Source organism: Bradyrhizobium sp. RD5-C2, assembly GCF_019972155.1.
Taxonomy (GTDB): domain Bacteria; phylum Pseudomonadota; class Alphaproteobacteria; order Rhizobiales; family Xanthobacteraceae; genus Bradyrhizobium.
In genome coordinates this window covers 37,368-39,249 of the sequence record NZ_BOVL01000054.1, presented here as the reverse complement: position 1 = coordinate 39,249, position 1,882 = coordinate 37,368, and the positions used below count along the sequence as shown (strand labels likewise).

Here is a 1,882-nt window from a genome sequence, read left to right as displayed (position 1 = left end):
CGAGTACGAGTTCAGCATCGAGATCACGACCGGCATGTCGGCGCCGCCGATCGGGATGATCATCAGGACGCCGAGCGCCAGCGCGATGATCGTGATCAGCCAGAAGTCGAGCGCGCTGCCCGACATCACGAGGCCGACGATGAAGAACACCAGCGCCAAGGCGAGCACAATGTTGATGACGTGGCGGAACGGCAGGATGATCGGCGCGCCGCTCATCCGCGCCGACAGCTTCAGGAACGCGATCACCGAGCCGGTGAAGGTCAGGGCGCCGATCGCAACGCCGAGCGACATCTCGACCAGGCTCTGCGGATGGATGTTGCCGGGTGTGCCGATGTCGAACGCTTCAGGCGCATAGAACGCGCCGGCGGCGACCAGCACCGCGGCCATGCCGACCAGCGAGTGGAACGCGGCGACGAGCTCGGGCATCGAGGTCATCGGCACCCGGCGCGCGATCACCGCGCCGACGCCGCCGCCGATCGCGACCGCGAGGATCACCAGCAGCCAGGCCACGCCATCGGCCGGCGGATGGCTCGCCAGCGTGGTGCCGACCGCAATCGCCATGCCGATCATACCGAACATATTGCCCTGGCGCGACGATGCCGGGCTCGACAGGCCGCGCAGCGACAGGATGAACAGCACCCCCGCCACGAGGTACAGAACAGCAGCCAGATTGGCGTTCATCTCAGGTCCCCCTTTGTCTTCGTCACCCCGAGGTGCACGCCGCTCACTTGGCTTTCTTCTTGTACATCGCCAGCATGCGCTGGGTGACCAGGAAGCCGCCGAAGATGTTCACGCAGGCGAAGATCAGCGCCACGAAGCCGAAGCCGCGGGCCCAGCCCGAGCCGCTCGACACCATGCCGACCCCGACCGCGAGCAGCGCGCCGACCACGATCACCGACGAGATCGCGTTGGTCACGCTCATCAGCGGGGTATGCAGCGCGGGGGTCACCGACCACACCACGAAGTAGCCGACGAACACGGCAAGAACGAAGATCGACAGCCGGAACACGAACGGATCGACGGCCTGCGCGAGATGCTCCATGGCTTCTCTCCTTACTTCGGCTGGAAGTTGGGATGGATGACGGCGCCGTCTTTGGTCAGCGCGGTGGCCTTCACCAGCTCGTCGTCCCAATTGACCGCGAGCGCCTTGCTGGCCTTGTCGACCATGGTCTCGATGAACGAGAACAGGTTGCGCGCGTAGAGGCTGGAGGCCGACGCGGCGACGCGGCCGGCGACGTTGGTGTAGCCGACGATCTTGATGCCGTCGGTCTCGACCACCTCGCCGGGCCTCGCGCCCTCGACATTGCCGCCGCGCTCGACCGCGAGATCGACCAGCACCGAGCCCGGCTTCATCGACTTCACCATCTCGCCGCTGACGAGCTTCGGCGCCGGACGGCCCGGGATCAGCGCGGTGGTGATCACGATGTCCTGCTTCTTAATGTGCTCGGCGGTCAGCGCGGCCTGCTTGGCCTGGTACTCCTTGGACATCTCCTTGGCGTAGCCGCCGGCGGTCTGGGCGTTCTTGAACTCCTCGTCCTCGACGGCGAGGAACTTGGCGCCGAGGCTCTCCACCTGCTCCTTGGTGGCGGGCCGCACGTCGGTCGCGGTGACGATGGCGCCCAACCGCCGCGCGGTCGCGATCGCCTGCAGGCCGGCGACGCCGACGCCCATCACAAACACCTTGGCGGCCGGAATGGTGCCGGCGGCGGTCATCATCATCGGGAAGGCGCGGCCGAACGCCTCGGCGCCCTCGATCACCGCGCGGTAGCCGGCCAGATTGGCCTGCGAGGACAACACGTCCATCACCTGGGCGCGGGTGATGCGCGGCATCAATTCCATCGCGAACGCGGACACGCCGGCATCGGCCATCGTCTTCAGCGCG

General features: G+C 67.0%; 3 protein-coding genes. All 3 read right to left on the bottom strand.

What is annotated here, in order from left to right; genetic code table 11:
- The coding region (locus BraRD5C2_RS34355; protein WP_223975943.1) for an NAD(P)(+) transhydrogenase (Re/Si-specific) subunit beta at positions 1 to 681 on the bottom strand (681 nt) is incomplete at its 3' end.
- 43 nt (positions 682 to 724) lie between these two features.
- Positions 725 to 1,042 carry a proton-translocating transhydrogenase family protein gene (locus tag BraRD5C2_RS34350; RefSeq protein ID WP_016841609.1) on the bottom strand — a complete coding sequence of 106 codons (318 nt, stop codon included), beginning with the start codon at positions 1,040 to 1,042 and terminating at the stop codon, positions 725 to 727.
- 11 nt (positions 1,043 to 1,053) lie between these two features.
- A partial coding sequence (locus BraRD5C2_RS34345; protein ID WP_223975941.1) for an NAD(P) transhydrogenase subunit alpha occupies positions 1,054 to 1,882 on the bottom strand: 829 nt, incomplete at its 5' end.

What these genes read in the sequence shown, in the direction of transcription:
- BraRD5C2_RS34350 (WP_016841609.1), bottom strand. Translation starts at nt 1,042, where the DNA reads ATGGAGCATCTCGCGCAGGCCGTCGATCCGTTCGTGTTCCGGCTGTCG.